26 protein-coding genes and 1 pseudogene are annotated in these 26,545 nt (G+C 72.7%); 9 read left to right on the top strand and 18 right to left on the bottom strand.

Annotated elements, in window-relative coordinates; genetic code table 11:
- Positions 1-153: pseudogene (locus ACIG5E_RS34160) on the top strand (crotonyl-CoA carboxylase/reductase); the annotation flags it as partial.
- A gap of 86 nt (positions 154-239) precedes the next feature.
- Here the strand turns inward: ACIG5E_RS34160 and ACIG5E_RS34155 are convergent.
- Entirely contained in the window at positions 240-1,664 is a 1,425-nt protein-coding gene (locus ACIG5E_RS34155) for an amino acid permease (RefSeq protein WP_396540227.1), read from the bottom strand.
- Between the two features lie 450 nt (positions 1,665-2,114).
- Between ACIG5E_RS34155 and ACIG5E_RS34150 the strand changes: the two genes are divergently transcribed.
- Positions 2,115-2,330, top strand: a complete 216-nt coding sequence (locus ACIG5E_RS34150; RefSeq protein WP_396540223.1) for a hypothetical protein — start codon at positions 2,115-2,117, stop codon at positions 2,328-2,330.
- A 145-nt stretch (positions 2,331-2,475) separates the two neighbouring features.
- On the opposite strand, the gene ACIG5E_RS34145 is transcribed toward ACIG5E_RS34150, so the two are convergent.
- Positions 2,476-3,417: a deoxyribonuclease IV gene (locus ACIG5E_RS34145; RefSeq protein ID WP_396540221.1), complete on the bottom strand. Its 942-nt coding sequence runs from the start codon at positions 3,415-3,417 to the stop codon at positions 2,476-2,478.
- Between the two features lie 283 nt (positions 3,418-3,700).
- Here ACIG5E_RS34145 and ACIG5E_RS34140 point away from each other — a divergent pair, with 283 nt between their 5' ends.
- Positions 3,701-4,780: a nitrous oxide reductase family maturation protein NosD gene (locus ACIG5E_RS34140; protein WP_396540219.1), complete on the top strand. Its 1,080-nt coding sequence runs from the start codon at positions 3,701-3,703 to the stop codon at positions 4,778-4,780.
- 25 nt (positions 4,781-4,805) lie between these two features.
- Positions 4,806-5,840, top strand: a complete 1,035-nt coding sequence (locus ACIG5E_RS34135) for a methyltransferase (protein WP_396540217.1) — start codon at positions 4,806-4,808, stop codon at positions 5,838-5,840.
- Positions 5,841-5,913: 73 nt separating this feature from the next.
- On the opposite strand, the gene ACIG5E_RS34130 is transcribed toward ACIG5E_RS34135, so the two are convergent.
- The 9 genes from ACIG5E_RS34130 to ACIG5E_RS34090 all read right to left on the bottom strand — a co-directional run bounded on the left by ACIG5E_RS34130 (position 5,914) and on the right by ACIG5E_RS34090 (position 12,833).
- Positions 5,914-6,603 carry a class F sortase gene (locus ACIG5E_RS34130; RefSeq protein ID WP_396540215.1) on the bottom strand — a complete coding sequence of 230 codons (690 nt, stop codon included), beginning with the start codon at positions 6,601-6,603 and terminating at the stop codon, positions 5,914-5,916.
- A gap of 111 nt (positions 6,604-6,714) precedes the next feature.
- Positions 6,715-7,272, bottom strand: a complete 558-nt coding sequence (locus ACIG5E_RS34125; RefSeq protein ID WP_396540213.1) for a hypothetical protein — start codon at positions 7,270-7,272, stop codon at positions 6,715-6,717.
- 330 nt (positions 7,273-7,602) lie between these two features.
- Positions 7,603-7,896, bottom strand: a complete 294-nt coding sequence (locus ACIG5E_RS34120; RefSeq protein ID WP_396540225.1) for a TcmI family type II polyketide cyclase — start codon at positions 7,894-7,896, stop codon at positions 7,603-7,605.
- Between the two features lie 32 nt (positions 7,897-7,928).
- Positions 7,929-8,384 carry an SRPBCC family protein gene (locus tag ACIG5E_RS34115; RefSeq protein WP_396540211.1) on the bottom strand — a complete coding sequence of 152 codons (456 nt, stop codon included), beginning with the start codon at positions 8,382-8,384 and terminating at the stop codon, positions 7,929-7,931.
- A 1-nt stretch (position 8,385) separates the two neighbouring features.
- On the bottom strand, positions 8,386-8,646 hold the full coding sequence (locus tag ACIG5E_RS34110) for an acyl carrier protein (protein WP_396540209.1): 261 nt from the start codon (positions 8,644-8,646) through the stop codon (positions 8,386-8,388).
- A gap of 44 nt (positions 8,647-8,690) precedes the next feature.
- Entirely contained in the window at positions 8,691-9,932 is a 1,242-nt protein-coding gene (locus tag ACIG5E_RS34105) for a beta-ketoacyl synthase N-terminal-like domain-containing protein (RefSeq protein WP_396540207.1), read from the bottom strand.
- Positions 9,933-9,937: 5 nt separating this feature from the next.
- A complete protein-coding gene (locus ACIG5E_RS34100) occupies positions 9,938-11,194 on the bottom strand; it encodes a beta-ketoacyl-[acyl-carrier-protein] synthase family protein (RefSeq protein ID WP_396540205.1) in 1,257 nt (418 codons plus the stop codon).
- Positions 11,191-11,616, bottom strand: coding sequence for a cupin domain-containing protein (locus ACIG5E_RS34095; RefSeq protein ID WP_380413893.1), 426 nt, complete (start codon positions 11,614-11,616; stop codon positions 11,191-11,193). The genes ACIG5E_RS34100 and ACIG5E_RS34095 overlap by 4 nt, the downstream gene beginning before the upstream one ends.
- Positions 11,617-11,666: 50 nt before the next feature.
- Positions 11,667-12,833, bottom strand: coding sequence for a SchA/CurD-like domain-containing protein (locus ACIG5E_RS34090; protein ID WP_396540203.1), 1,167 nt, complete (start codon positions 12,831-12,833; stop codon positions 11,667-11,669).
- A 305-nt stretch (positions 12,834-13,138) separates the two neighbouring features.
- On the opposite strand from ACIG5E_RS34090, the gene ACIG5E_RS34085 reads away from it, so the two are divergent.
- Positions 13,139-14,764, top strand: a complete 1,626-nt coding sequence (locus ACIG5E_RS34085) for an FAD-dependent oxidoreductase (protein WP_396540201.1) — start codon at positions 13,139-13,141, stop codon at positions 14,762-14,764.
- 70 nt (positions 14,765-14,834) lie between these two features.
- Here the strand turns inward: ACIG5E_RS34085 and ACIG5E_RS34080 are convergent, their stop codons facing one another.
- Both ACIG5E_RS34080 and ACIG5E_RS34075 read right to left on the bottom strand, forming a co-directional pair.
- A complete protein-coding gene (locus ACIG5E_RS34080; protein WP_396540199.1) occupies positions 14,835-16,493 on the bottom strand; it encodes an APC family permease in 1,659 nt (552 codons plus the stop codon).
- Between the two features lie 620 nt (positions 16,494-17,113).
- Positions 17,114-17,686 (bottom strand): hypothetical protein, encoded by a 573-nt coding sequence (locus tag ACIG5E_RS34075; RefSeq protein WP_396540197.1) that lies wholly within the window; start codon positions 17,684-17,686, stop codon positions 17,114-17,116.
- Positions 17,687-18,551: 865 nt separating this feature from the next.
- Between ACIG5E_RS34075 and ACIG5E_RS34070 the strand changes: the two genes are divergently transcribed.
- On the top strand, positions 18,552-19,415 hold the full coding sequence (locus ACIG5E_RS34070; protein ID WP_396540195.1) for a DMT family transporter: 864 nt from the start codon (positions 18,552-18,554) through the stop codon (positions 19,413-19,415).
- Positions 19,416-19,572: 157 nt separating this feature from the next.
- Positions 19,573-19,824, top strand: coding sequence for a hypothetical protein (locus ACIG5E_RS34065; RefSeq protein WP_396540193.1), 252 nt, complete (start codon positions 19,573-19,575; stop codon positions 19,822-19,824).
- A gap of 142 nt (positions 19,825-19,966) precedes the next feature.
- Here the strand turns inward: ACIG5E_RS34065 and ACIG5E_RS34060 are convergent, their stop codons facing one another.
- Together ACIG5E_RS34060 and ACIG5E_RS34055 are read right to left on the bottom strand one after the other, a co-directional pair.
- Positions 19,967-20,296 (bottom strand): hypothetical protein, encoded by a 330-nt coding sequence (locus ACIG5E_RS34060; RefSeq protein ID WP_396540191.1) that lies wholly within the window; start codon positions 20,294-20,296, stop codon positions 19,967-19,969.
- Complete coding sequence (locus tag ACIG5E_RS34055) at positions 20,293-20,610, bottom strand: SAV_915 family protein (protein ID WP_396540189.1); 318 nt, start codon at positions 20,608-20,610, stop codon at positions 20,293-20,295. Before ACIG5E_RS34055 ends, ACIG5E_RS34060 begins: the two co-directional genes overlap by 4 nt.
- Positions 20,611-21,012: 402 nt before the next feature.
- On the opposite strand from ACIG5E_RS34055, the gene ACIG5E_RS34050 reads away from it, so the two are divergent.
- The gene (locus ACIG5E_RS34050; protein ID WP_396540187.1) at positions 21,013-23,232 is read left to right on the top strand and encodes an NADP-dependent isocitrate dehydrogenase; all 2,220 of its coding nucleotides are present in this window, start codon (positions 21,013-21,015) and stop codon (positions 23,230-23,232) included.
- A 69-nt stretch (positions 23,233-23,301) separates the two neighbouring features.
- Here the strand turns inward: ACIG5E_RS34050 and ACIG5E_RS34045 are convergent, their stop codons facing one another.
- The 3 genes from ACIG5E_RS34045 to ACIG5E_RS34035 form a co-directional block, all read right to left on the bottom strand.
- Positions 23,302-23,484 (bottom strand): hypothetical protein, encoded by a 183-nt coding sequence (locus tag ACIG5E_RS34045; protein WP_396540185.1) that lies wholly within the window; start codon positions 23,482-23,484, stop codon positions 23,302-23,304.
- A gap of 67 nt (positions 23,485-23,551) precedes the next feature.
- Positions 23,552-24,190, bottom strand: coding sequence for a YdcF family protein (locus ACIG5E_RS34040; protein WP_396540183.1), 639 nt, complete (start codon positions 24,188-24,190; stop codon positions 23,552-23,554).
- Positions 24,191-24,340: 150 nt separating this feature from the next.
- Complete coding sequence (locus tag ACIG5E_RS34035; protein WP_396540181.1) at positions 24,341-25,309, bottom strand: cytochrome c oxidase assembly protein; 969 nt, start codon at positions 25,307-25,309, stop codon at positions 24,341-24,343.
- 226 nt (positions 25,310-25,535) lie between these two features.
- Between ACIG5E_RS34035 and ACIG5E_RS34030 the strand changes: the two genes are divergently transcribed.
- Positions 25,536-26,492 carry an NAD-dependent epimerase/dehydratase family protein gene (locus tag ACIG5E_RS34030; RefSeq protein ID WP_396540179.1) on the top strand — a complete coding sequence of 319 codons (957 nt, stop codon included), beginning with the start codon at positions 25,536-25,538 and terminating at the stop codon, positions 26,490-26,492.
- Positions 26,493-26,545: the final 53 nt, after the last annotated feature.

Genomic DNA, 26,545 nt, shown 5'->3' with positions numbered 1-26,545 from the left:
CAGGCCGCCCTCGACGTGCACCACAACAAGCACCAGGGCAAGGTCGGCGTCCTCTGCCTCGCCCCCGAAGAGGGCCTGGGCGTCCGCGACCAGGAACTGCGCGAGAAGCACCTGCCCGCGATCAACCGCTTCCGCGAACTGCCGGCCGAATAGCACCCGCCGGACAACCCCGTTCCAGCACAAGAAAAGTGGCCCCGGTGCGCGGTACACCGCGCACCGGGGCCACCTTCGGAGGGAGGTCAGCGGGCGTCGCCCTCTGGCCGGGCCCGGCGGCGGCCGGCCAGCCAGACGTACACCAGGATCCCGGCGAACAGGAACAGCACACCCTGGTAGACGGCCGCGTAGCCGGCGCCGGCGAGGAGCCAGATCGAGAAGGCGAAGGCGCCGAGGCCGAGGACGGCGTCGCGCACCAGGTGCGGACCGTTGACCTTGTCGGTGGCACCGCGGACCAGCCAGTACAACTGGGCGGCGGTGGACAGCAGGTAGGGCACGACCGCGGTGAAGGTGGTGACCAGCACCAGCATGTCGAACGCGCCCTTGGCGCCGCTGGCGAAGTTGGCGATGGTCAGCACCGAGGCCAGGGCGACGCTGACGATCACGCCGAAGGTCGGCACGCCGCGCTTCTCCTTGCCGAAGGCGGCCGGGAACAGCCCGTCCTTGGCGGCCGCGTACGGCGCCTGGGCGGCCAGCAGGGTCCAGCCGTTGAGCGCGCCGGTCATCGAGATCAGCGCGGCGACGGCGATCACCGTGCCGCCCCAGGTGCCGCCGAACATCGCGTTCATGGCGTCCGAGAAGGGAGCGCTGGAGTTGACCAGCTGCTGGTGCGCGACGGTGCCGAACACCGCGAGCGTGCCCAGCAGGTAGACCACCGCGGCGCCGCTGGTGCCGAGCACGCTGGCCCGGCCGACGTTGCGCTCGGGGTCGCGGACCTGCCCGGCGCTCATCGCGGCCGACTCCACGCCCAGGTAGCTGAACAGCAGGATCGCCGCGGCGGCCGTCATGCCGCCCATCCAGCCCTGGCCGTTGCCGTCGAAGGGCCCGATGTTCTTCGGGTCGAAGAAGAACAGCCCGCCCACCGAGACCAGCAGCAGCGGGATGAACTTCAGTACGGTGGAGACGAGTTGGACCGCCCCGACGAAGCGGGTGCCGGCCAGGTTGGCCAGCGCGGGCAGCCACTGGAAGGCCAGCGCGGCGGTGATCTCCAGCGCGATGTCGCCGTGGATCGGCACCAGCACGTCCAGGTAGCCGACGGCGGCCACGGCGAGCGCGGCATTGCTGACCCAGGTGGTGATCCAGTACGACCAGGCCGAGAGGAAGCCGGCGAAGTCCCCGAAGGCCTCGCGGGCGTAGACGTACGGCCCGCCGGTGCGCGGGTTGCGGCGGGCCAGCTGCCCGAAGACCAGCGCCAGCGCGATCGCGCCCACGGTGAGGACGACGAAGGCGAGCAGACTGACCGTCCCGAACGGCGCCACGGCGGCCGGGATCATGAAGATGCCGCCGCCGATGATGTTGCCCATCACCAGCGCGGTGGCGGTCGGCAGCCCGAAGCGGCCGTTCTTCGCGGGAGCGGGGGTGGGGGTGACCGGGTCCGGGCCTGCTGGATCGGAGCCGGCCGGGCTGCTCGGTCGGGTCGCCTGCCGGGTCGCGGCGGGGCTGGTCTGCATGAGGGTGGTGCGCCTTTCGTGGTCCTGCTCGTGCTCGGTGGAGCGACCGTTCATGCTCGGACCGGGCGGTACCTTGCACCAAATCGATGGGATTTGTTCATCCGGCCCGGCGGATCACCGCAAGACTTGCGGTCGCACGCCGGTCGGACGGGCACTCGTCCGGTGCGCCCCGAGAAGCCGTTCGGCCCGCAACGCGGGCGTACGGCCGTGTTCATCCAGGCGCGTGCGGGCGTACGACCGTGTTCGTCCGGTGCGTTCCTCCGGCCGGGGGAGATGTGTCACCCGGATGCCCCAGCCCGGTTGCGGCGCGCCGTCGGGCCGCGCGTTCGTGTGCCAACGTTGGCGCGGCGCCTCCCCGGTGGGGCGCCCGCCCGGCCCGTCGATTCGGCTCGAACTGGCCGTTCGGGGGCTTGGGTTGAGGACCAGACAGACGAACCAAAAGGACATCAGATGTCGCTTCGTGGGAACATCCGCAAGCTCGCCGTGATCGTTGCCGTGGCCGGTGCCGTCGTGGCGGTCCCGACCTCGGCGATGGCCGGGGGCCACGCGCCGACGCAGTCGTCCGGGCAGAGCCTGGAGTCCGGCTCCGCGGGCGTCGGCCTGTTCGGCCCGCACGCCAACTGGTTCAACTTCCACGAGCACAGCGACAGCGACTGCGGCTGCTGATCCCTCCGCACCCCGAGCCCGGAGGCCGTCCCTCGGCCCCCGGGCTCAGTGCTGCTCCTCCGGCTCTCACCCCCAGGCGGCAGTGACTCGTTCCGGCCGGCCACCGCCCCGCCCGACCGGCAGCCCCAGGCCGGGCCGGCGGATCTCAGACCGGAACGGCCGCCCGCTCGCGCAGCTCCCGCAGCACCGCGATGTCCATCGCGTGCCCGGTGCCGTCCCCGCCGTGCTTGCGGTCCGGGGTCTCCACCAGCAGCGGCACCCCGGCCGTCTCCGGGTGCTCGAACAGCTCGCGGAACGGCTCCGCGCCGATCATCCCGGCGCCGATGTTGGCGTGCCGGTCCTTGCGGGCGCCGACCACGTCCTCGGAGTCGTTGGCGTGGATCAGCCGCAGCCGGCCCGGACCGGCGGCCGAGGCCAGGGCGTCCAGCGCGGCCGTCACCCCGCCGGGCACGGCCAGGTCGTGCCCGGCGGCGAAGGCGTGGCAGGTGTCCAAGCAGACGCCCACCTTGGGGTGCCCGTCCAGCGCCTCCACGTACTCGGCCAGCTGCTCCAGCCGCGAGCAGAGCGAGCTGCCCTGGCCGGCGGTCGGCTCCAGCAGCAGCCAGGGCGCGTCCTCGCCGAGTGCGTCCAGCTCGTCCAGCAGCGGCCGGACGTCGGCGCGTACCTGCGCCATCGCCTCGGCCCGGCGCGAGCCGCCGCCTGGGGCCGTACCGACGGCCGAGCCGGTGTGCAGCACGACGCCGAGGGCGCCGATCGCGTGGCCGCGGTGCAGCGAGTGCCGCAGTGAGTCGGCCGAGCGCTCCCGGGTGGCCGGATTGTCCGAGCCGAAGTTGATCAGGTACGGCGCGTGCACCCAGGCCGGGACGCCCTGCTCGGCGCAGGCCGCGCGGAACGCCTCGTCCTGCGCCGGATTGCCCGCGGGAGTGGCCCAGCCGCGCGGGTTGGCCACGAACACCTGCACCGTCTCGGCGCCGACCTTCTCCGCGTACGCCAGACCCGTCCCGGCCAGGCCGCGGCCGGCCACCGGGACGTGGGCCCCGATCGGGTTGCGGCGGGCGGCGACGGGCGGTACGGGCGCGGTGCTCATGCCCCCGAGGATGTCACGGGCCCGGGCGGGAACGGCGCGCGGGCCGTCGTCCCGGCGGACAGGCACGCCACGCCGGGCCGTACCACCAGTGGCCGACGCCCCGTCAGTCCGGCAGCCCAGCCCTGGTGGCGGCCCCTCCGGGGCGACCGTACCGTCGACTCGGCCCTACTCACCGACCGTCACCACCCGCACACGCCGGGTCGGACCGGCTTCCCGAACACCCCGAAGACCGCCCCACCCGTCGAACCGTCCCACCGCGCGCCGAAAGAACAGGTCACCACTCATGCCCATGTGTCGGGTCCACCACCTCGCCGCGGCCACCGCCGCCGCCACCGCTCTGACCACCGCCCTGGCCACCCTGGCCGTCGCACCCGCGGCCCACGCCGCCGGCGGCGCCCTGCACCTCGTCCAGCCGGGAGGGTCGATCCAGCGGGCCGTCGACGCCGCCCAGCCCGGCGACGTCGTTCAACTGCTCCCCGGCACCTACCGCGGCAGCGTCCGCATCACCACCCCCGGCCTCACCCTGCGCGGCTCCGGACCGGCCAGCGTGATCACCCCCGGGACCGGCACCGAGAACGCCTGCGCCACCGCCGGCCACGGCGTCTGCGTGGTCGGCACCGAGGCGGCCCCGCTGTCCGGCGTCACCATCGAGTCCCTCGCCGTCACCGGTTTCGGCAAGAACGGCATCGACGCCGGCGGCACCACCGGACTGACCGTCCGCGCCACCTACGTCCACGACAACGGCCAGCAGGGCATCAGCCAGGAGATGTCCACCAAGGCCGCCATCCTCGGCAACCGCGCGACCGACAACGGCCAGTCCGGCGTCTTCCTCGCCAACTACGCCTACCGCGAGGGCGGCGCGCCCGACACCGGGGGCACCCTCGTCGAGGGCAACGAGCTCTCCGGGAACCGGGTCGGCGTCACCGTGCGCCGGCTGCGCGCGCTGACCGTCCAGGGCAACGAGATCAGCGGCAACTGCAGCGGCGTCTTCGTGGTCGGCGACGAGGGCGTGCCCCGCGCCGGGGACCTCGACGTCCGGAAGAACCGGGTCGTCGCCAACAACAAGTTCTGCCCGGCCAATCCGCGTCTCGGTGCCGTCCAGGGCGCCGGCATCGTGCTCACCGGCACTGAGGACACCCGGGTCACCGACAACGAGGTCCACGACAACGTCGGCCGCACGGACTTCTCCGGCGGCATCGTCCTGTTCAAGAGCGTCGTCGGCATCCCGAACACCCGGGCGACCATCGCCGACAACAAGCTGAGCGGCAACGGCCCGGCCGACCTCGCCGACCGCGACACCGGCACCGCCAACACCTTCGCCCGCAACACCTGCTCGGTCTCCGAGCCGTCCGGCCGTTGCTGACGCCCCCGATCGGGAAGGACCACCCATGACCACCGCCCCCGTCAACACCACCGCCCAGGCCGCGATGCGGTTGCGCGAGCTCGTCTTCGGCGCCGCCTGCGCCGCCGCCGTCCGCGCGGTCGCCCGGCTCGGTGTCGCCGACGCGCTCGGCGACACCCCGACCAGCGTCACCGACCTCGCCGCGCAGCTCGACACCGAACCCCGCCAGCTGCGCCGCCTGATGCGCGCGCTCACCTGCTACGGGATCTTCTCCGAGACCGGCGGCGACCACTTCGAGCACACCGAGATGTCCCGCCTGCTGCGCGAGGACGCCCCCAACTCCCTGCGCTACATCTCCCTCTGGTGCACCGAGCCGTGGACCTGGGAGGCCTGGCCGAAGCTGGACGAGGCGGTGCGCTCCGGGCGCAACGTCTTCCCCGAGCTGTTCGGCAAGGAGTTCTTCGACTACCTGCACAGCGACGCCGGCGACTCGGCGAAGGTCTTCGACAAGGCGATGACCGCCTCCAGCCAGCAGTCCGCCCAGGACTTCGCCGACTACCTGGACCTCACCGGCATCGACTCGGTGGCCGATATCGGCGGCGGCCAGGGCCACGTGCTGGCCAGCCTGCTGGAGAAGCACCCGGCCCTGCACGGCACCCTGCTCGACCTCCCCAAGGTCGTCGCCGGCGCCGACCCCCGGCTGCAGGACGGCGGCGCCTTCTCCGCCCGCGCCCGTCTCGTCCCGGGCGACTGCCGTACGGAGATCCCGGTCCGCGCCGACCTCTACATCATCAAGAACATCCTGGAGTGGGACGACGACAGCACCCGCCGCACCCTCGCCAACGTGGTCGCGGTGGCCCGCCCAGGCGCCCGGGTCGTGGTGGTGGAGAACCTGGTCGACAACAGCCCGTCGATGCGCTTCACCACCGCCATGGACCTGATGCTGATGCTCAACGTCGGCGGCGCCAAGCACTCCGAGGAGAGCATGGTCCACCTGATGGAGGAGGCCGGCCTCGACGTCGTCGCCGTTCGCCCGGTCAACCCCTACCTCCACGCCTTCGAGGCCACCGTCCGGGTCTGACCCGGCCCCCTCGCACACGACGGCCGCTGCTCCCCGATCCACCGGGGAGCAGCGGCCGTCCGACGTGCCGGCGTCAGGCCTTGTGCGAGGACTCCAGGTGGGCGAAGACCACCACGTTGTCCAGGTAGTCCCGCCGCTTCTTGTCGTACGTGCCGCCGCAGGTGATCAGCCGCAGCTGGGCGTCCGGGGTCTTGCCGTACACCTTCTGGTCGGGGAAGGCGTCCTTGGCGAAGGTCTGCACCGAGTCGACGCCGAACACCGCGACGGTGCCGTCCGCGCGGCTCACCTCGACCTTGTTGCCCGGAACCAGCAGGCTCAGCAGCAGGAACACCGCCGGGCCCTTGGTGGTGTCCACGTGCCCGGCGACGACCGCGCTGCCGCGCTCGCCCGGGGTGACGCCGTCGCGGTACCAGCCGACCAGGTTCTTGTCGTCCGGCGGCGGGGCGTTGAGCTGGCCGGCCGGGTTGAGGGTGAGCTCGGTGAAGGGCGCGTCCACGGCGATCTGCGGGATCCGCAGCCGGGTCGGCTTGGAGCGCTTGAGCGCCGGTGCGCCCGGGGCCGCGGTGGGCGCCGCCTGTCCGACGGCGGTGGCCGACGGGCCCGGGACGGCGGGTGCGACGGCCGCCGGGGGAGCGGCCTGGCCCGCGACCGGGTCGCCCTTCCCGGTGGCCACCGAGTTGTAGATCAGCAGCAGGCCGACCGCCGCCGCGCCCATCCCGCCGCGCAGCAGCCGGGTCATCCCGGAACCGGGACCGCCGGTCATTCCTGTCCTCCGCTCGAAGTCCTTCGTCAGGAGCCTGTTCCACAACGACCCGCCGCCCCCGGGCGCCCCACCCGGTCGGGGGAGGGGCCCCAGAGGCGGCAGTGGCAGGTGTCAGACCGCGGCCGCACCGGAGGTGCGGCGCCCGCGGCGCAGCGCGTACGCGCCGGCCCCGAGGCCGCCGAGCAGCAGCACCGCGCCGGAGGCGAGGCCACCGCCGGACAGTGCCAGGCCGCCACCGCCGGTGTGCACGCCGCCGTGCGGGCCGTGCTCCTCACCCCGGCCTTCGTTGCCCCGGCCTTCGTTGCCTCGGCCTTCGTTGCCCCGGCCCTCGTTGCCGCGGCCTTCGTTGCCGCGGCCTTCGTTGCCTCGGCCTTCGTTGCCTCGGCCTTCGTTGCCCCGGCCTTCGTTGCCTCGGCCTTCGTTGCCCCGGCCTTCGTTGCCTCGGCCTTCGTTGCCCCGGCCCTCGTTGCCCCGGCCTTCGTTGCCTCGGCCCTCGTCGCCGCGGCCTTCGGAGCCCCGGCCTTCGGAGCCCCTGTCGTCGGACTGCTTCTCCTGCCAGCTGAGGTTCTTGCCCTGGACCGAGGAGCCGTCGGCGAAGGCCATGGGAGTGCCGGCGGTGAGGACGGCGGCGACAGCCGCTCCGGCGAGCAGCGTGCGTGCAGAACGCATGAGGATGATCCTTCCGGCGCGCGGACCGCGGCTGCCGGCAGGGTGCCGGTCATGGGGACTCGCGGGAAAAGTGGCGCCTGATCCACCGTCAACCACGCCGGGGCCGCGTGCCACCGGAGCGTGGCGGTGCCGGTGCGGACCGTGATCCCTTCGGGTGGTGTCCCGGGTGTGTTCACTCGACTGCCCCGGCGATCCGGGTGAACCCACGGCGGTGCCGGGTGGTACGGGTGCGCACCCGGGTGATACGGCCGCGCACCCGGGCCGCACCCGGGCGCGCACGTGGGCCCGCCCCCGGCGCACGGCCGGGGGCGGGCCCAAACGGGACCGGGTTCAGCGGTCCCAGCGGTAGAACTCTCGTGCCATCGCGTCCTTCGGCTCGCGCCAGGTGGCGGGGTCGTAGGCCTGGACGAAGGCGGTCAGGCGGTCGCTGACGGTCCGGAACTCAGGGTGGCCGAGGACCTTGGCGACGGCCGGGCCCGGCGGGCGGTCGGCCTCGATCAGGTGCAGGTAGACGTCGCCGAACTGGAAGAGGCTGCGGCCGGTGACACCGATCAGGTGCGGCAGTTCGCCCCGGTCGGAGTCGGCGAACACCTCGGCGATGTCCGGGGCGGCGCCGGGCTTCATCCGGGCGACGATCAGGGCGCGGTGGGTCTCGGTCACTGCTCTGCCGCCCGCTTCTCGACCTTCTCACGGATCAGCTGCATCTGGATCCGGGAGTTCTTGTTGATGTGGTTGACCATGCCGTCGTCGTCCACCGGCGCGGTGGGCTTCATCGCGAAGTCCTGGATCCAGCGCATCCTGGTGCCGGCCGGGACCTCCGCGTACTCCCAGCGGATCTCCATGAACTCGAACGGCCCGGGCTCGACCCGGCGGGCCTTGACAGCGAGCGAGGAGCGGTCGGTGGTGCGCTCGGAGACCCAGCTCCACACCTTGCCGTTCTCGTCCGGGTGCATGGTGAGCCGGAACCGCACCCGGTCGCCCTCGCGCTCCAGCACCTCGACCGAGGCGTACTCGCTGAACAGCTCCGGCCAGTTCTCCAGGTCGTTGGTGATCTCCCAGACCAGGTCGAGCGGAGCGTTGATGACGATCTCGTTGTCGGTGTGTCCGGGCATCTCAGGCGCCTGCCTTCGCGGAAAGGGAGCTGTTGACCAGCTCCAGGAACTCGGCCGGGGTCTTGGCGGACTCGGCGCCGGAGGTGACCTTGAGACTGTGGCGGTTCTCCAACTCGCCGACGACGCCGAGCAGTCCGAGCGAGTCGATGCCGAAGTCGTCGAACTGGGCGCCCGGCTGCTCCAGGTCGCCGGGGGCGACGGTGACGCCGGCCCGGGCCTGGAGCAGGGCGGCCAGCTCGGGATAACTGAAGGTGGTGCTCACGGGTTTCCCTTCGAAGGTGCAGCGGATCGGGGGTACGGGGGGATTCAGAACCACTCCCCGCGCCGGAGCACCAGCGCGGAGTTGGAGCCCATCAGCCCGCGGCTGAGCACCAGCGCGGTGCGCAGTTCGGCCGGGCGGGCGCGGTCGGTCACCAGGGCGAGCTCGTGGCAGACCTCGGTGACGTTGGGGGTGGGCGGCAGCACGCCGTCCTCCATGGCCAGTACGGCGGCCGTCACGTCCAGCATCGGGGCGCCGCAATAGGCCCGCCCCGTACCGGACTTGGGTGCGGTGACCGGGACCCGTTCGGCGGTCGGGCCGAGCGCGTCGGCCAGCGCCAGGGCCTCGGCCCGGTCGGCGGCGGGGACGCCGAGGGCGTCCGCGAAGACCACGTCGATCTCCTCGGCTGGGATCCGGGCCTCGTCCAGCGCGATCCGGATCGCGGCGGCCAGCCCCTCCCGGGACTCCTCCCAGCGGGAGGCCCCGGTGAAGGTGGCGCCGTGTCCGGCCAGGTGCGCCCGGACGTTGGCGCCGCGCCGCCGGGCGGCCTGTTCGTCCTCCAGCAGCAGCATCGCGCCGCCCTCGGCGGGGGCGAAGCCGCAGGCCTGCGCGGTGAACGGCAGGTAGGCCGCCTCCGGCCGGTCGGCCAGGCTCAGCTCGGGGTAGCCGAGCTGGCAGACCATGGAGTACGGCGCCAGCGGGGCCTCGGCGGCGCCGACCACCACGGCGTCGGTGCCGCGCGAGACCGAGCGGGCGGCGTGCGCGAGGGCGTCCAGGCCGCCGGCCTCGTCGCTGGCGACCACCCCGCACGGGCCCTTGTAGCCGCCGCGGATCGAGATCTGGCCGGTGCTGGCGGCGTAGAACCAGGCGATGGACTGGTACGGGCCGACGAACCGCGGCCCCTGGCCCCAGAGTTGCTGGAGCTCGCGCTGACCGAACTCGCCGCCGCCGGAGCCGGCCGCGGTCACCACGCCGACCGCGTAGGGCTGTTCGGGGTCGGGCCGGAACCCGGCGTCCGCCACCGCCAGGTCGGCGGCGGCCATCGCGTAGTGGGTGAAGCGGTCGGTCTGTACGAGGAAGCGGCTGTCGATCACCGACCGCGGATCGAACTCCCGCACCTCACCCGCGACTTTGAGCGGCATGTCGGTGCAGCCCTCGCGGGATATCCGGTCGAGGACGCTCACGCCCTGCCTGGTGGCCTTCCAGAAGGCGTCGGCACCGACACCGTTCGGCGCCACCACGCCGAGGCCGGTGACCACCGCCCGGCGGCCCTGCTGACGTGACGTCATGGCATTCACCCCGTTCTGTTGAGCACGACGGCGGACTGGAATCCGCCGAATCCGCTGCCGACCGAGAGGATGTGGCTCAGCGGCAGCTCGCGCGCGGTGCGCGGCACGTAGTCGAGATCGCACTCCGGGTCGGGAGTCTCGTAGTTGGCGGTGGGCGGCACCACGCCGTGGGCCAGCGCCAGGGTGCAGGCGACCACCTCGATCGCGCCGATCGCGCCGAGCGAGTGCCCGACCATCGACTTGATCGAGCTCATCGGCGTGTCGAAGGCGTGGTCACCCAGCGAGCGTTTGACCGCGGCGGTCTCGTGCCGGTCGTTCTGCTTGGTGCCCGAGCCGTGCGCGTTGACGTAGTCGACGTCGGTGCGGTCGACCCGGGCGTGGTCGAGCGCGTGGTCGATCGCCCGGGACATCTCCAGCCCCTCCTTGGTGAGGCCGGTCATGTGGTAGGCGTTGCCGAAGGTGGCGAAGCCGCCGATCTCGCCGTAGATCCGGGCGCCGCGGCGGCGGGCGTGCTCCAGCTCCTCCAGCACCAGGACGGCGCCGCCCTCGCCGAGGACGAAGCCGTCCCGGTGGGCGTCGAAGGGGCGGGAGGCGTGCTCCGGGTCGTCGTTGCGCTCGCTGGTGGCCTTGATGGCGTCGAAGCAGGCGACGGTGATCGGCGAGATCGGGGAGTCGGAGGCGCCGGCGACGCAGATGTCGGCGCGCCCCTCCTCGACCGCCTGGAAGCCGTAGCCGATCGCGTCCAGGCCTGAGGTGCAGCCGGTGGAGACGGTCTGCACCGGGCCGTGCGCGCCGACCCGCTCGGCCACCGCGGAGGCCAGCGTGCTGGGTGCGAAGGCCCGGTGCAGCTGCGGCTCGGCCTGCCGGTGGTCCACGTCCCAGCGTGCGCCGGTGGCGCTGACCAGCGCGTAGTCGTGCTCCAGCCGGGTGGTGCCGCCGACGGCGGTGCCGAGTGAGACGGCGATCCGCCACGGGTCCTCGGCGGCCAGGTCCAGCCCGGCGTCGGTGACCGCCTCGGCGGCCGCGACCATCGCGAACTGCACGTAGCGGTCTGCCCGTTGGACGTCCTCGGGGCTCAGCCCGTGGGCCTGCGGGTCGAAGTCGCACTCGGCGGCTATCCGGGAGCGGAACCCGGTCGGGTCGAAGAGCGTGATGCCCCGGGTGGCGGTGCGGCCGGCCGTCAGGAGGTCCCAGAAGGCCGGGATCCCGATCCCTCCGGGCGCGACCACACCGATCCCCGTGACGGCGACGCGCCGGGTCACGAGCCCACCTTGGCGTGTTCCGGCGGGCCGGATGCGGCGGACTCCTCGGTGCTCACGTGGCCGAGGTCGGGGCGCGGGGCGAGCGGGCCGCAGTGGAAGACCATCCGGGCCTCGGTCTTGCCGACGTTGCGGAAGCGGTGGCGCATGTTGATCGGGATCATCAGGCCCTGATCCGGCTTGAGCGGGTGGGCCTTCCCGTCCAGGTCCACCTCCAGGTCGCCGGAGACGACGAACACGAACTCCTCGGAGTACGGGTGGTAGTGCTCGTTGATCCGCTCCCCGGGCTTGATGATGGCCAGGCCCATGAAGCCGCTGGTCGCCCCGCAGCTGGGAGGGGTGAGCATGGTGCGCAGCTCGGCGCCGTGGCGGCGGTTCTCCGGGGCCTCGTCGACGTTGATGATCCTCGGGTACTGCGTGGTCATGATGGTTTTCCTCCAGGGGGGTTGACTGGGTGCGTCAGTCGCTCAGTCGCTCAGTCGCTCAGCGAACTGCGGTCGGTGACCGGGCTCATGGCGCGGGCGGCGAGGAACGCGCTCAGGCCGGCGACGGTGCGCAGGTCGCCGGCCGGGCCGAGGTCCAGCAGCCCGGCCAGCTCGGCCGCCTCCTGGGCGCCCGCCACACCGAGCGCGGCGGCCGGCTCGGCCTCGGCCGGCACCCGCAGGTCGACCAGGCGCACCACGGTGTCGTCGCGCTGGAAGACGGTGGCCGCCGCGACCGGGCCGGTCGGGTCGGCGGTGGCGAGGTTGTCGTGGTCGAAGAGCAGCTCGGCGACGGCCTGCCCACGGCCCGGGCGCACCGGGTAGAGCACGGCGTGCCGGTGCAGCCGGCCGGAGGCGGGGGAGCTGGCGATCGCCTGGTGCCGGGCGGGCAGCGCCGCCTTGGCGAAGAAGGCGCGGGCGGACTGCGGGTCGCCGAACTGCCGGGCCTCCTCCAGGTACGGGTTGAGCTCCTCCTCGACCGCCCGCACCTCGGGCTGCATCGACACGTGGCGCAGCGCGTCGCCCAGGTTGCCGACCACCTCGACGGCCCGCACCACCCGGTTGCCGTGCATGAACAGCGAGGTGCGGTGCAGCCGGGTGTGCTCGTCCACCTCGGCCCTGGGGGAGGCGTAGGCGGACAGGATCCGGGCGACCTCGGCCTCGCTGCCGGGCTTGACCGTGAAGGTCAGCGCGTGGCGCACCAGGCCGTCCGGGCCCGGCTCGGCCCTGGGCGGGCCGACGTGCCCGGCGGGCTCGCTGCGCGGCATGCCCGGCGGCACCTCCATCGGGGCCCGGTCGCCGGTGGCGCCGGCCGCAGAGGTCTGGCGCAGGACGGCGTAGCGCAGCGAGCGGAAGTTGTCGCTGACGCAGCCGTGCATCGGCTTGACCATCTCGCGGTGGGCGGGGCTGTCCACCCACTGCAGGAAGGTCTCCTGGTCCTCCCACTCACTGGTGATCAGCCACTGGCGGGGGTCGTTGATGGACTGGCACAGCTGGTCGCTGACATGGCCGGGCACCGCGGCCACCTGGTGGCGCAGCTGCTCGTAGACGTCGAGGAAACGCTGCTGGGCGCCGTCCTGGATCTCCAGCATCAGCACCACCCTCAGCCGGGTGTCGGACTCTTTGTGCTGCTTCGGCTGCGGTTCGGACAGAGTTGTCATGATCCACTTTCTGCTCTCGGCCGCTCGCGGCGGGCCCTGACGGCCGCGTCCGGCGGGTGCTCCCGGCCTGGGGGAGGGGGTGCGGTGGCGGTCGGCCCGGGCAGTGTCGGCGCCAGGCCTGAGGTCGATCGTGAGCGGCCGACCGGGCGCGGCGCGAGATTTGCGGGCCATCCGGGCGAAGAGGCGGCACAGCCCCCCTCGGGCGGGGGATGGAAGAGCGGGGCCCCCGGCTGAGCGGGCCCGTCGAGGGCGGCGCCGAGTCCAGCTGCCGGGCCGCGGAATCCCCTTACAGGGTGGAGCAATTGATGAATCCGAAGGTTGACGACCGGGTGCCGGTCCTGATCGTGGGCGGCTCCCTGGTCGGGCTGTCGGCCTCGCTCTTCCTCGGCCGGCTGGGTGTCAGGCACCTGCTGGTCGAGAAGCACGCCGACACCTCGCATCACCCACGCGGACGAGGCAACAACGTCCGCACGATGGAGCTGTACCGGGTGGCCGGGATCGAGCCGGCGATCCGCGAGGCGGCCTCGGTGCTCGCCCCGAACCACGGCATCCTCCAGGCGCCCTCGCTGACCGGCGAGGAGCAGGAGTGGCTGTTCCGGGAGATCGACCCGGGCGGCAAGCTCGCCCGGTTCAGCCCCAGCCGCTGGTGCCTGTGCAGCCAGAACGACCTGGAGCCGGTGCTGCTGCGCGCGGCCCGCGACCTCGGCGGCGACGTGCGGTTCAGCACCGAGCTGGTCTCCTTCGAGCAGGATGCCGACGGCGTCACCTCCCTGCTGCGCAGCCGGGAGACCGGCGAGGAGCGGGTGGTGCGCTCGGACTACCTGATCGCCGCGGACGGCCCGCGCAGCCCGGCCCGGGTCCGCCTCGGCATCGGCCAGACCGGCAAGGGCGAGCTGTTCCACAACGTCAGCATCACCTTCCGCGCCAAGCGGCTGGCCGAGGTGGTCGGCGACCGGCACTTCATCGCCTGCTACCTGACCAACCCGGAGGCGGACGGCGCGCTGCTGCCGGTGGACAACCAGTCCGAGTGGGTCTTCCACGCGCCCTGGCACCCCGAGCACGGCGAGCCGCTGGAGGCCTTCACCGACGAGCGCTGCGAGCGGCACATCCGCACCGCCGTCGGCCTGCCCGAACTGGACGTCGAGGTCACCGGCCGGGCACCCTGGCACGCCGCCGAACGGGTCGCCGAACGGTACAGCGCCGGGCGGGTCTTCCTCGCCGGGGACTCCGCCCACGAGATGTCCCCGACCGGCGCCTTCGGCTCCAACACCGGCATCCAGGACGCCCACAACCTGGCCTGGAAGCTGGCCGCCGTGCTGTGCGGCTGGGCCGGGCCCGGCCTGCTGGAGACGTACGGGCAGGAGCGCCGCCCGGTCGCCGAGGTCACCAGCGAGCGCGCCTCGGCCCGCTCCGCCGAGCACAGCCACCCCGGCTACGCGGTGGTCCCGGGCGTCGGCCGCCAGGCCGGGGTGCTGGCCGTGGCGCTCGGCTACCGCTACCCGCGCGGCGCGGTGCTCGGCACCGACCCGGCGGGCGCCGTCGTCCCGGAGACGTTCGAGTCGGCCGGCGAGCCGGGCAGCCGCGCCCCGCACCAGTGGCTGCTGCGCGCGGGCGTACGGCTGTCCACGCTGGACCTGTACGAGCAGGCGATGGTGCTGCTCACCGGCCCCGAGGGCACGGCCTGGCAGCAGGGCGCCCGGCGGGCGGCCGACCGGCTGGCCGTCCCGCTGGACGCCTACCGGATCGGCGACGGCGCCGAGGACGACCTCGCCCCAGAGCCCGGCACGGACTTCGCCGCGCTGCACGGCCTCGGCCCTGGCGGTGCGCTGCTGGTGCGCCCGGACGGCTTCGTCGCCTGGCGCTCGCCGGGCCCGGCCGCCGACCCGGAGGCCGAGGTGGAGGCCGCGCTGCGCGCGGTGCTGGACCTGTAGGACGCGCGGACGGGCCCGCCGGTCGACTCAGCGACCGGCGGGCCCGTCCGTCGGGTGAACGATCAGGAGGTCAGTGACCGCCCGCGTCGACCACCTCGACGTCGGCGACCTCCCGCTCGATGTCCTCGGCGGGCAGCGCCACCCGGATCGCCCAGTAGTAGATGGCCAGCGAGAACACCGCGACCAGCGCCATGTCGTACCACATCGGGATCCGGCCGGTGCCGTCGCCGAAGCCGCCCTGCCAGGAGATCAGGCCGAGGCCCAGCAGGTAGACCGGCAGCCACTGGGCGGCCTTCCAGTTGAGCCGCGGCGCGTTCGGCAGGCCCTTCTTGATCGCGTACGCCGCATAGCTGCCGAGCAGGACGTAGCCGAGCACGATGGCGATGCCCAGGCGGGACAGGGTCTGCCAGCCGGCCCAGTAGATGATCAGGCTGGAGACCACGAAGGCGGCCGGGGAGATCACGCCGCCCAGCGGCAGCCGGTAGGAGCGCTCACGGTCGGGCAGCCGGCGGCGCAGGGCGCCGAAGGCCAGCGGGGCGCCGGCGTACATCAGCACGCTGGCGGAGGTGATGAAGCCGACCAGCTCCTGCCAGCTGGGGAAGGGCAGGAAGCAGATCACGCCGGTCACGAAGGAGATGATCAGGCCGAACCACGGCACGCCGTTCTTGTCCAGCTGCTCGAACTTCTGCGGGGCGTAGCCGTTGCGGCTCAGGCCGTAGGAGATGCGCGAGGTGGAGGTGGTGTAGATCAGGCCGGTGCCGCCGGGGGAGATCACCGCGTCGACCTTCAGCACGTAGGACAGCCAGCCGAGGCCGACCAGGGTGGCCAGGCCGGCGAAGGGGCCGTCGATGCCGGGGAAGTCGAGCTTCGCCCAGCCGTTGGCGAAGGCGCTGACCGGCAGCGCGCCGATGAAGACGACCTGCAGCAGGGTGTAGATCAGGGTGCCGATGGCGACCGAACCGAGCACCGCGCGCGGGATGTCGCGCTTGGGGTTGCGGCTCTCACCGGCGATCTGGATGGCCTGCTCGAAGCCCAGCAGCGCGAAGATGATGCCGCTGGTGCTGATCGCGGCGAGCACGCCCTTGGCACCGAACGGGGCGAAGCCGTGCGAGGTGAAGTTGGAGCCGTGGAAGCTGGTGATCGCCAGCAGGAAGATCGTGAGCAGAGGAACGAAGATCTTCAGCCAGGTGGCGACGCTGTTGGTCCGGGCGAGGACCTTCACGCCGAGGAAATTGACCGCGACGAATACGGCCATCAGCACGGTCGCGACGATGAACCCGCTGGTGGTCAGGGTCTTGTCGGCGTTCAGCAGCCCGCTGGCCCAGGGCGTGTCCTTGGCGTAGTTGATCATGGCCTCGACCTCGATCGGTGCCACGGTGGCCGCCTGGAGCCAGGAGAACCAGCCGAAGGACATGCCGGCCAGGCCGCCGAAGGCGTAGTGCGGGTAGCGCGCGGTGCCGCCCGAGACCGGGAAGAGTCCGCCGAGCTCGGCGTGCACGAGCGCGAGCAGCACGATCGCGACGGCGCCGATGCCCCAGGAGATGACGGCTGCCGGTCCGGCGGCGGTGACGGCGCTCTTCGCGCCGAAGAGCCAGCCGGAGCCGATGATCGAGCCGACCGAGGCCCACATGAGGCCGACGAGTCCGACGTGGCGCTTGAGCGACCGGTGGGCGGTTCCGGTGGTGCCGGAGCTCTGGCCGGGCGGCGAGATCTGGTTGAGGGAAGCCATGGATGATCTCTCTGTGTGTGGGGGCTCCGGGGTGGGCGGAGCGCGGAGAGTTGCCACACAGTAGGGCTATTCAGAGACCTCTGCACAGATTTCATTGCTGAATGTTTACTTTCTTTGCCAGATATCCGTGCAGGTAGGGGGCCTCCTGTTCATGGGCGTGTTACGTGACTCGCGAGTAGGTTCAGTATTTGAGCGCGAATTGAGCGTCGCTTCGAGCTCTGACAATATGGAGCACCCATCAATTCATAGAAATGACAGATTTCGCATAATCATGCTGTCGTGGGCCGGCGGCCGCCCGAGGCTTGCCGGGCGGAGTGCGGCCGCGTCGATGCCGGTAGCTGTGAAGAGGTCCCGCGATCCGGTCGATCGGATCGCGGGACCTCTGCGCAGTCTTGGCTGGATGTGATGTGGCTGTGGCGAGTTCAGCTCGCCAGTGGTGGTGGGCGGTGATGGATCGGGTGCGCGTTGCTCGGAGTCGGATCATGGAGTGGTCGCTGCTGCGCTGTCCCGGCGGACATCATCGCGGGGCGGGCTGCAGGGACCTGTGGAAGGATGCTGGTGTCGGTGCCCCGGCCCGATTACGGCGGGCCGGGGCTCCAGATTAGGCCGTTGGATGAGTTCTACTTCTCGCCGCGCTCGCCACGCTCGCCGCGCTCGCCGAAGCCGAAGTCGTGGTGCACGACCCGGAAGCTGCCGATGACGCCGTCCTCGACCTCGAGGCTCTCGTTGTGGCGGCGCGGGTGCACGCCGTCGCTGGAGCTGTGCGGCCCGACGGTGGCGATGGGGGCGCCGTTGTCGCAGACCGCGCCGCTGAAGACCTCGACGGTCCGGTGGCTGTCGTTGCGGACGTTGAGCGACTTGGCGCCCAGGCCGCTGACCACGGTGATGCAGCCGAAGTCGTCGGCGGAGTACGACCGCTCGTTGACGTGGATGACGCCCCGGTGCTCGCGACGCTCGTGACGCTCGCGGCCCTCGTTGCCCTTGCCCTCGTTGCCCTTCGTGCCGCCGTCGAGCGGAGCCAGGGCGGGAGCGGCCGCTGGGGCAGCCGCCGCCGGAGCGGCCAGCGGGGCGGCCTTCTGAACGACCGGGGCCGCCTTCGCCACGGGCTCGGAAGCGGCCGAGGCGTAGGTGATACCGGTCACGGCCACGGCCGCCGACGCCGCGAGGACAATGGCGGTGGTCATCTTGTTCATGGACCTTCTCCTGTTTTCCTGTTTCTGGACTGGATCGGCTTGGTGCCGACATGAATGAACGTACCGACTGACTAAATGACTGTCATATCAATCCGCGCCAAATGGTTGACGCCCAGGTCTAAACGGGTGTCAGGTGAGCCCCCGGACCACTTCCAGGGCTGGTGTCGGCCGGCGGCCCACGTTTCTCAAATCGCCTGACTTATAGGGGAGTTGACGGAGCGGTTTGGGCCATCTGTGTAATGCCTGACTCCCGCTCACTCATTTGGCCTGATCTCGGCATTCGTCCGCGGAAGTCGGGCCGGAATGACGGCGGGCCAGGTTGCCGGATCAGGCGGACGCGTCGAGGGGCGGGCGGCCGCGGCGGGCCTGCCGGGCTCCGTGCCAGTGGGGGGCTCGGCCTCCTCGGGGGGGGGCGAAGCGTCCCATTGGCACGCGTAGGCGCTGGGCGGGTCGGCTGCCGCTGCGGTCGAGAGGCTCACCACAGCCCTGCGGGTGCTCGGTGGCCTGCCGGCCACCCCGTCCACCCTCGGTGCGATACTCGCCGACCTCTCGCCCTCGGCGAGCTGAATTCCATTGGTATCAGGAAGTGTTGACGGTTCCAACGGACTGTTGGACCAGGTCCGACGGATTCACATCGGCGCCGCACAGCAGGGCGACCGTAGTCGGCCCGGGCGGCCCGGAAAGAGCACCGACGGGCGGGCATAGGCTGGCCGCGTGCGTTTCGTGATCCTCCCGCCGCCGGTCCGCTAGCGGGCGGCGTACTCCGACGAACCCGGCCGAGCGGGGATGCCCGCCGCCGGGGCGATGGCTGCCGCCCGCGTACCCCGCGGACCTGAACCGGCGAACCATCGTGGAGTACCGACGCATGACCTCGCACACCGCCGTGCCGTTCCGGCACGGACTGTTGTCCATTTCCGCCGCCGCCGTCGCCTGGGGGGTGGGCGGAGCCGTGGCCGCACTGCTGATGCGCACCAGCGGACTCGGCCCGGTGGCCGTCTCCTGCTGGCGCTTCGGCGTCGCGGCGCTCTGCCTGGCGCTGCTGCCCTCGGACGGCCCGTCCCACTCCGGCGGGAAGCGCGGCTCGGCCGTGCTGACCGGCCTCGGGCTGGCCGTCAGCCAGTGCGCCTACTTCGGCTCCGTGTACTACGCGGGCCTGGGGCTGGGCACCCTGATCACCATCGGCGCCGGACCGGTGCTCACCAGCATCGGTGCGCACCTGCTGCTCGGCGAACGCCTCACCCGGCGTTCGGCGGCCGCCGTCCTGCTCGCCCTCGGCGGGCTCGCCCTGCTGGTCGCGGCGCCCGCCGCCGGACCGCGCCCGGAGCTCGGCGTCGCCCTGGCGGTGCTCGCGGGCACCGGCCAGAGCGGACTCACCCTGTGGGCCCGCGGCGGCGGCTCGGCCCGGGCCAGCACCGGCGCCTTCACGACCGGACTGCTCTGCCTGCTGCCCTTCGCGGCGATCCAGGGCGTGCTGCCGACCGTGGGGCAGCCGGCGCTGACCGGCGGAGCCCTGCTGTTCCTCGGGACGGTTCCGACCCTGCTCGCCTACCGCTGGTACTTCAGCGGTTTGACGGCCGTGCCGGGCACCACCGCCTCCGTGCTGGTGCTGCTGGAACCGGCCACGGCAGCGGTGATCGGCGTGCTGTTCCTCGGCGAGCCCTTCACCGCCGGCCTGGTGGCCGGCTCGGCACTGCTGCTGGCCGCCATCGCGGCACTGACCCGGGCGTAACGGGGCTGGGGCCGGGGCACACCGCCGCAGGGGCGTGCCCCGGCTTCCGGCTTCCGGCTTCCCGTCGCCGGGCCGGCTGGGCGGGGTGGGCGGGGGCGTGCACCCGGGCGGGCGAGTCGTGGTCGCCGGGTGCACACCGCCGTGCTGTCGTGGCGGCATGAAGACCTCACGCGCGGCCCGGGTGGCCGTCACGACCGCGACCGCCGTCCTCCTCGCCGCTGGTGCTGTGGCCCCGGCCGCCTCGGCGGCGACGACCGGTCGGCGCGACGTCACCGCCGACACCTGTCGGGCCGCGGGCGGGCATGTCGAGGGCAGCGGCTACTGCGTCGATGCGAGCGGCGAGGACGCCTGGGGTGCGGAGATCGACGGTCAGGCGATCAATCCGAACCCGCGCCCCGGTTTCGAGTGAGGTACAGCGAGTCATGTGGCCGGTGCCGGGTGTAGTGGGTGCCGGCCTTCGGCGGCTGCAGGGGCGGGTGGGTGAGGTGCGGCGGGAGTTGCCCGCCGGTGAGGCCCGGCCCGGGGCGCGGGGCGCCGGGCCGGGCGGGGGGTTACGGCACCGGCCGCAGGGTCACCGGGGTCGGGGTCAGCGCGCGCAGGACCAGGTCGATGCGGATCTTGGTGGCGCCCGCGCGGTGGAGGGCGGCGGAGACCGCCCGTAGTTCCTCGGGGCCGGTGCAGGCGAGGCGGAGTTCCAGGTCGGCGTCGCCGGCGAGGGCGAGGCCGCTCCGCACGGCGGGGAACTCCGCGGCGAGGCGGTCGAAGTCGAGTGGGACCGGTCCGTGGCTGATCCGGGCGACGGCGTGCAGGACCCGGGCCTGCTCGGGTCGTCCCGGGGCGGGGGTGAAGCCGTCCGGGACGAGGTGGAGGGGGGCGGTCACCGGTGCTGGAGCTGGGTGGCCGGGGCCGGGACGGGTGCCGGGGCGGGTGCCGGGGCGGGGGTGGGGACGGGTGGGGCGACCAGGCGCGGGTCGAGGACCAGGGTGTCGACGCCGAGCGGGGTGGTGAGGGTGCGCAGGGCGGGCTCGCCGAGTTCGGTGTAGGCCTGCTCCGGTCCGAGGAGCGCGGCGAGGGCCTCTGGGCTGGAGAATCCGACCGCGCAGCGGCGGCCGTCGCGCGTGCGGAAGAGGCGCAGGGTGGTGGTGCTTCCGGTGGCGTTGGTGGTGACCGGAACGTGCCAGACGACGCGGGCCATGCGGATGCTCCCGGTTGGGGTGGTGGTGGCTGCCGGAACTGCTCTGTCCCGACGCTAGGTCGGGTCGGGCCGCGCGTCGCCGGTCCTGACGCAGCGTTGACCGAATGGGGTGGTGCATTGACGCACTCCTGACACCCGACTCATTCGATTGGACTACGCCCGTATCCCGGCCGCCCGAACATCGCCCGACCGGTTCCGGAACACCAGCCGACCGCCGCCTGATCGGGACGGTCCAGAAGCCCTCCGCTTGCCGCCCGGGCGGCCGAGGACCACGGTGGAGTCGGCCCTCCCGGCGCCCCCGGATCCGACCGGCGCACGCTCCGGGGCGGGGGGAGGTGGAGCGAGGGGCCCGGGACGAGATATCTTGACGTCAAGACGTTGGAGACGTGAAGCGGAGTACCGATGACTGACTCGACCATCATCTATACGCACACCGACGAGGCTCCGGCCCTGGCGACCTACTCGTTCCTGCCGGTGGTCCAGGCGTACGCCTCGACGGCGGGTGTGCGGGTGGAGACCCGTGACATCTCCCTGGCCGGGCGGATCATCGCCAGCTTCCCGGAGCGTCTGACCGAGGCCCAGCGGATCGGTGACGCCCTGGCCGAGCTGGGCGAGCTCGCCAAGACCCCGAGTGCCAACATCATCAAGCTGCCGAACATCTCGGCCTCCGTGCCGCAGCTGAAGGCCGCCATCGCCGAGCTGCAGGCCCAGGGCTACGCCCTGCCGGACTACCCGGACGACCCGCGGACCGACGAGGACAAGGACGTCCGCGTCCGCTACGACAAGGTCAAGGGCAGCGCCGTCAACCCGGTCCTGCGCGAGGGCAACTCGGACCGCCGCGCCCCGCAGTCGGTCAAGAACTACGCCAAGACCCACCCGCACCGCATGGGTGCCTGGACCGCCGAGTCCAAGACCAACGTCGCCACCATGGGCGAGAACGACTTCGCGAGCACCGAGAAGTCCGCCGTGATCGCCGCCGACGGCGCCCTGCGCATCGAGCTGGTCGGCCAGGACGGCACCACCACCGTGCTGCGCGAGAAGGTCCCGGTGCTGGCCGGCGAGGTCGTCGACGCCTCGGTGATGCGCGCCGCCGCCCTGAACGAGTTCCTGGCCGCCCAGGTCGCCCGTGCCAAGGCCGAGGGCGTGCTGTTCTCGGTGCACCTCAAGGCCACCATGATGAAGGTCTCCGACCCGATCATCTTCGGCCACGTGGTCCGCGCCTTCTTCCCGAAGACCTTCGCCGCGTACGGCGAGGTGCTGGCGGCCGCCGGTCTGAACCCGAACAACGGCCTCGGCGGCATCCTGGCCGGCCTCGACAAGCTGCCGAACGGCGCCGAGATCAAGGCCTCCTTCGACGCCGAGCTGGCCGAGGGCCCGGCCCTGGCCATGGTCGACTCCGACAAGGGCATCACCAACCTGCACGTGCCGAGCGACGTCATCGTCGACGCCTCGATGCCGGCCATGATCCGCACCTCCGGCCACATGTGGGGCCCGGACGGCCAGGAGGCCGACACCCTCGCGGTGCTGCCGGACAGCAGCTACTCCGGCGTGTACCAGGCCGTCATCGACGACTGCCGCGCCCACGGCGCCCTGGACCCGGCCACCATCGGCTCGGTCCCGAACGTCGGCCTGATGGCCCAGAAGGCCGAGGAGTACGGCTCCCACGACAAGACCTTCGAGATCGACGCGGCCGGCACCGTCCGCCTGGTCGACGCCGAGGGCAACGTGGTGCTGGAGCAGGCCGTGCAGCCGGGCGACATCTTCCGCGCCTGCCAGACCAAGGACCTGCCGATCCAGGACTGGGTCAAGCTGGCCGTCACCCGAGCCCGCGCCACCGGCGACCCGGCGGTGTTCTGGCTGGACGAGAACCGCGCCCACGACGCCGTGCTGATCCAGAAGGTCAAGACCTACCTGCCGGAGCACGACACCACCGGCCTGCAGATCGAGATCAAGTCCCCGGTCGAGGCCACCAAGTTCTCGCTGGAGCGCATCCGCCGTGGCGAGAACACCATCTCGGTCACCGGCAACGTGCTGCGTGACTACCTGACCGACCTGTTCCCGATCCTGGAGCTGGGCACCAGCGCCAAGATGCTGTCGGTCGTCCCGCTGATGGCGGGCGGCGGCCTGTTCGAGACCGGCGCCGGCGGCTCCGCCCCGAAGCACGTCCAGCAGCTGGTCAAGGAGAACTACCTGCGCTGGGACAGCCTGGGCGAGTTCTTCGCCCTGGCCGCCAGCTTCGAGCACCTGGCCACCAGCACCGGCAACGCCCGCGCCAAGGTGCTGGCCGACACCCTGGACCGCGCCACCGGCACCTTCCTCAACGAGGACAAGTCGCCGAGCCGCCGCCTCGGTGGCATCGACAACCGCGGCAGCCACTTCTACCTGGCCATGTACTGGGCCCAGGAGCTGGCCAAGCAGACCGCCGACGCCGAGCTGGCCCAGGCCTTCGACGGCCTGGCCAAGGCGCTGACCGAGCAGGAGAAGGCCATCGTGGACGAGCTGATCGCCGTCCAGGGTTCGGCCGTCGACCTCGGTGGCTACTACCAGCCGGACCCGGCCAAGGCCGCGGCCGTGATGCGCCCGTCGAAGACCTTCAACGAGGCGATCGCCAACCTGGCCTGACACCAGACGGGTTGAAGCACCGGGAGGCCCCCTGGTCCGCTGCGGCGGACCAGGGGGCCTCCCCGCGTGTCAGGCCGCGTCGCGGAGTTCCCGGGCGGGCCGGCGGAGGCGTGCGCCGAGCCAGGCCGGGTCGTCCACCGTCCAGTCCCGGGCGGCCAGGGCGGACGCCACCACCGCCGTCGCGAAGGCCGGCACGCTGACCGCGCCGCCGATCCGTTGGAGCGGGCTCCACCCGTTCTCCGGTTCTGTCATGCCGCCCCCTGAGCGCTTGGTTTCGTCCTCATACTGACGGAGCGGGCGGCATGATCCAATGGCCCGTTCAGGCCAGGCCCAGCACCACCCCGGCGCCGGTCAGCAGCAGGAGGGCGGCGCCGTTGACGCGCGGCAGGGCGAGCGCCGTGCCGACCGCCTCGCGCAGCAGCTGGTACGGGCCGTGCGCGAGCGGCCCGTCCGCGCCGAGCACCCGGCCGGGGGCGCCGGCCAGGCGGGCGGCCAGGGCGGAGCGGACGGTGTGGAAGCCGCTGGTGACGACGGTGCAGCGGTAGCCGGGGCGCTCGGCGGCCATCAGGGCGGCGCTGAAGCGCAGGTTCTCGGCGGTGTTCACGGCCCGCTCCTCGCGCCGGATCCGCTCGGCCGGCACGCCCCGGGCGATCAGGTAGCGGGCCATCGCGCCGGCCTCGGTGCACTCCTCGTGCGGGCCCTTGCCACCGGTCACCAGCAGCAGCGGGGCGTGCCCGGCGGCCTCCTCGGCGGCGAGGCGTTCCAGCGCGGCGTCCAGCCGGGCCGCCAGGGTCGGCGCGGGCTCGCAGCCGTCCAGCGCGGCGCCCAGCACCACCAGGTAGTCGGCGCCGACGGGCAGCGGCCGGCGGCGCTGGTGCAGCGCGCAGGCGAGGAAGCCGAGCAGCCAGAGCAGGACGTACCCGCCGAGCAGGACGGCGGGCGTGAACAGGGCGTGCATACCCGTCGAACGCGGCCGGTGGAACCACCGTTCCGGAACGCGGGGGAGGGCGGTATGACGGAGCCCACGTCCTCGGGGAGGACGTGGGCTCCAGGGGTTCCGGCGGTTCCGGGGGCGGGGGCTTCGGGTGTTCCGGGCGGGCGGCGGGGCTCAGCCGGCGTCGGCCGCCGGGCGCCGGCCACCCTTGTTCAGCGAGGCCAGGTAGGCGTTGTACGCCTCCAGCTCGGCGTCGCCGCTGCGCTCCTCGGCGCGGTCGCGGCGGCGGGCCTGCCGCCGCTCGGAGCCCATCCACTGGTAGACCAACGCGATCAGCACGATCGCGGTCGGGATCTCGCCGAACGCCCAGGTGATGCCGCCGGCCAGCTTCTGGTCCTCCAGCAGGTCCGTCCCGGGTGGTGCGCCCTGGACGGTGAAGGTGGAGACCAGCGGGTGGCTGGCCATCATCACCGCCACGCCGAAGAACGCGTGGAAGGGCATCCCCATGAACAGCTCGATGATCCGCATCACGTGCCCGGGGCGGTGCGGGCCCGGGTCCACGCCCATGATCGGCCAGAAGAAGGCCAGACCGGTCATGAGGAAGTGGACCATCATGAAGATGTGCCCGAGGCGGTACTGCATCAGGACGTCGAACACCGGGGTGAAGTAGACCCCGTACAGGCTCGCGATGAACAACGGGATGGTGAACGCCGGGTGCGAGACCACCCGGACGTACCGGCTGTGCAGCAGCGCCACCAGCAGCTCGCGCGGCCCGCGCGGCCGCCCCTTGCCCGCCGGGCGCAGGGCGCGCAGCGCGAGCGTGATCGGGGCACCGAGCAGCAGCAGGATCGGCGTCAGCATGGACAGCACCATGTGCTGGATCATGTGCGCGCTGAACAGCACCATGCCGTAGTCGTTCAGCCCGCTGCAGGTGACCAGCAGCATGCTGGCGACGCCCGCGACCCAGCCGACGACCCGGCCGATCGGCCAGCGGTCGCCGCGCCGGTACAGCCGGACCACGCCGACCAGGTACAGCGCCAGGGCGACCAGGCCGCCGAGCAGGAACACCCAGTCCGGGGACCAGGTCCACACGCTGGAGAGGGTGAACGGGCCTAGTCGCGTCATCCCGCCGTGGTGGTGCATTCCTGACATTCCGTCGCCCATCGGCGGGTCCCGCTTTCCGTCCTCGTGGTCCCCGCTGGGGGTCCGGTTCGCCCGTTTTGCTTGGCATACAGCCTAGGTGGGCCTTACCTCGGCCATACCGCCGCCCCCTCCGTACGGGACTCCGTGCGGGGTCCGTACGGGCGGCGCCCCCGGCGCTCGGCGTCGTGGCTAGACTGACCGGTCGGTCGGCAGGGAGGAGTCAGCCATGGCGGCGTCGCAGCGGCCGGCGGCACGGACCACGGTCGCACTCACCGGGGCGACCGGCTTCATCGGCTCGGCCGTACGGGCGGCCCTCGCGGCGCGCGGAGTCCCGGTGCGGGCGCTGGTGCGCGGGGAGCCCGCCATGGACGGGCACACCGCCTGGGTGCGCGGCGACCTCGCCGACCGGGCGGCACTGGCCGAGCTGTGCGCGGGCGCCGGGGTGCTGCTCCACCTCGCCTCGCTGGTCGGCGGCGGCGCCGAGGAGTGCGCGGCGGTCAACGACCGGGGCACGGCGGCGGTGATGGCGGAGGCCACCCGGGCCGGGATCCGCCGGATCGTCCACCTGTCGACGACGGCGGTGTACGGCGAGGGCCCGCACGCGGGCATCGGCGTCGACGAGGTGCCCACCACGCCGCTGTCCGAGGCCAGCCGCACCAGACTGCTCGGCGAGGGCCACGCCCTGGCGGCCGGCGCCGTGGTGCTGCGCCCCGCACTGGTCACCGGGACGGGCGACCGCTGGGTGGTGCCCGGTCTGGCCGAGCTGGCCCGGCGGGTGCCCGGTCGCTGGGCGGGCGGCGACGTCCGGCTCTCCCTGGTGGACCGGACGGATCTGGCCCGGCTGATCACCGCGCTCGCCCTGGACGTGCCGGATCCGGTGACCGGGATCCACCACGCCGCCCACCCGGAGCCGGTCCGCAGCGGCGACCTGCTCGACGCCCTGGCCGGGCTCGGCCTGCTGCCCGCCCTGGACGGCCCGGCGCTGCCCTGGGAGGAGTGCCGCCGGCTGCTCGCGGCGACGCCGGGGCGGGTCTCCGAGCGCCAGTTGGCGATGATCGCCCGGGACCACTGGTACCGCAGCGACGACGTCTGGCGGCTGGCCGACTGCCGGCCCGGCCCGGGCCCGCTGGCCCGCCTGGCGGGGGCGGCGCCGTGGTACCGGGCGGCGCTCGGGCTGGACTGAGCCGGGCTTCGAGTGCGCCTGTGGTCACTACGGTTGTGGTTGCTGCGCCTGTA

This window comes from Kitasatospora sp. NPDC053057, assembly GCF_044546945.1.
In the GTDB taxonomy this organism is placed as follows: Bacteria; Actinomycetota; Actinomycetes; order Streptomycetales; family Streptomycetaceae; genus Kitasatospora.
Note: the sequence above shows the minus strand (reverse complement) of the source record. Positions and strands in the feature narration are given on the sequence as shown.